Source organism: Oryzihumus sp., from assembly GCF_054325275.1.
The window spans coordinates 1-1,992 of the sequence record NZ_JBTCWL010000135.1 but is presented as its reverse complement, the minus strand read 5'-3'; the positions used below and the strand labels follow the sequence as shown (position 1 = coordinate 1,992).

General features: G+C 73.4%; 3 protein-coding genes. 2 read left to right on the top strand and 1 reads right to left on the bottom strand.

Annotated elements, in window-relative coordinates:
• A partial coding sequence (locus ACXVGS_RS19005) for a threonine/serine ThrE exporter family protein (RefSeq protein WP_458538226.1) occupies nucleotides 1–1,126 on the top strand: 1,126 nt, incomplete at its 5' end.
• A gap of 59 nt (nucleotides 1,127–1,185) precedes the next feature.
• Here ACXVGS_RS19005 and ACXVGS_RS19000 read toward each other — a convergent pair.
• On the bottom strand, nucleotides 1,186–1,593 hold the full coding sequence (locus tag ACXVGS_RS19000) for an MmcQ/YjbR family DNA-binding protein (protein WP_458528754.1): 408 nt from the start codon (nucleotides 1,591–1,593) through the stop codon (nucleotides 1,186–1,188).
• A 106-nt stretch (nucleotides 1,594–1,699) separates the two neighbouring features.
• Here ACXVGS_RS19000 and ACXVGS_RS18995 point away from each other — a divergent pair.
• Nucleotides 1,700–1,992: MaoC family dehydratase (locus tag ACXVGS_RS18995; RefSeq protein WP_458538225.1), on the top strand; the 293-nt coding region annotated here is incomplete at its 3' end.

The following is a 1,992-nucleotide window of genomic DNA, read 5'->3' as shown; positions in this document are numbered from 1 at the left end:
CCCGATGACGGTGCTGCGCATCGTCAAGGTCCGCTCGGCCGACTTCAGCCGGCTGGAGAACCTGCAGACCCTCGTCCGGGAGGTCGTCCACGGCGACCTCGACGTGGCCTCGGCGCGGGCCCGGCTCGACGACATCTCCGGCGCGCCCCACCCCTACCGGCGCTGGCTGGTCACCTTCTCCCTGGCGGTCATGGGCGGCGCCGTCGGCCTGTTCCTCGGTGGCGGGCCGCTCGCGGTGCTGCTCAGCGCCGGCACCACCGCGCTCGTCGACCGGGTGCAGCGCCGGCTGGCCCACCGCGGCCTGGCCGCGTTCTTCACCCAGGCGGTCGGCGCGGCCATCCCGACCATGGTGGCGGTGCTGCTCATCGCCGGGGGGTCACGCAGCCCCGAGCTGGTCAAGGCGCTGCCCCCGTCGCTGGTGGTCGCCACGGGCATCGTGGTGCTGCTGGCCGGCCTGTCCGTCGTGGGCGCCGCCCAGGACGCCATCGACGGCTACTACGTGACCGCCGGCGCGCGCGGCTTCGAGGTCCTCATGCTGACCTTCGGCGTCGTCGTCGGCGTCGGCGCGATCCTGGCGGTCGGGCGCCGGATGGGCGTCCCGCTGGACATCAGCGCCCAGGCCAGCCTCGCGCCCAACCCGCTCGTCCAGGTCGCCGCGGCCATGCTCGTCGCCGGGGCCTTCGCCGTCTCCGCCTACGCCGGCGGCCGGGCCGCGTTCGTGGCCATGGGCACGGCCGGCCTGGGCTGGCTGGCGTTCCTCGGCGCCAGCCACCTCAGCTTCGGCACCCCGGTCGCCTCGGGCATCGCCGCTGCCGTGGTCGGTGTCCTGGCCCAGGTGGTGTCCTCCCGGCTGCGGGTGCCGTCGCTGGCCATCACCACCGCCGGCATCGCACCCCTGCTGCCCGGTCTGTCGGTCTACCGCGGCCTGTTCGAGATCCTCGGCCGCAGCTCGGGCGTCAGCCCGCTCGACGGGGCGTCCTCGCTGTTCATGGCCGCCGGCATCGGCATGGCGCTGGCCGCCGGAGTCTCCTTCGGCACGTTCGTCGCCCGCCCACTGCGCACCGAGCTCGACCGTGGCCAGCGCCGCGCGCTGCGCCGGTCCACCGGTGAGACCGCGCGCGAGTAGCCGCGGCCCCGGCTGCGGCCAGGGTGAAGCGTTGACCACACTCCGGCGTGGTCAACCCTTCACCCGGAGCCGTCGTGGGCGGCGATGACGCGCTTGGGGGCCACCGAGCGCCAGGCCGACTCGAGCAGCTCGCCGAGGTCGTCCCACGCCGGGTCCCCGTCACCGTCGAACGCGGTGAGCCGCGCGCCCACCCAGCCACGCGGCCCGACATACGGCGGCCTGAACCACCGCCGCCCGTCGCGGGCGATGAGGTCCTGCTGGACCTCGGTGGTGGCCTTGACCCACACCGCGTCCCACGCCACTCCGTGGTGCTCGGGCATGAACATCGCCAGCGACTTCGCCCGCACCTGGAACTGCGGGTGCCCGACCCCGAAGTGCTCCTCGACCTCGGGCAGGTCCGCGAGCAGGTCACGCACGCGCGCGAGCAGGGCGGGGTCGCCGGGCTCGTATCGCGGGTGCGGGCTCACCCGGCCATGACACCGCCGGGTTCGCACCGCCGCAACACGTGAGCAAGCGCACGCCCCGCGGCCCTGTCCCGTCGGCGGGGCGGTCCGGCAGCATGGCGGGCGATCCGTGGACCGTCGGCAGGAGGAGCAGGGCATGCAGTTCGGGCGCAGCTACGAGGAGTTCGAGGTCGGCGCGGTCTACAAGCACTGGCCCGGGAAGACGGTCACCGAGTACGACGACCACCTCTTCTGCCTGCTGACGATGAACCACCACCCGCTGCACCTCGACACCAACTACGCCGAGAAGACCACGCAGTTCGGGCAGAACGTCGTCGTCGGCAACTACATCTACTCGCTGCTCCTGGGCATGTCCGTGCCGGACGTCAGCGGCAAGGCGATCGCCAACCTCGAGATCGAGTC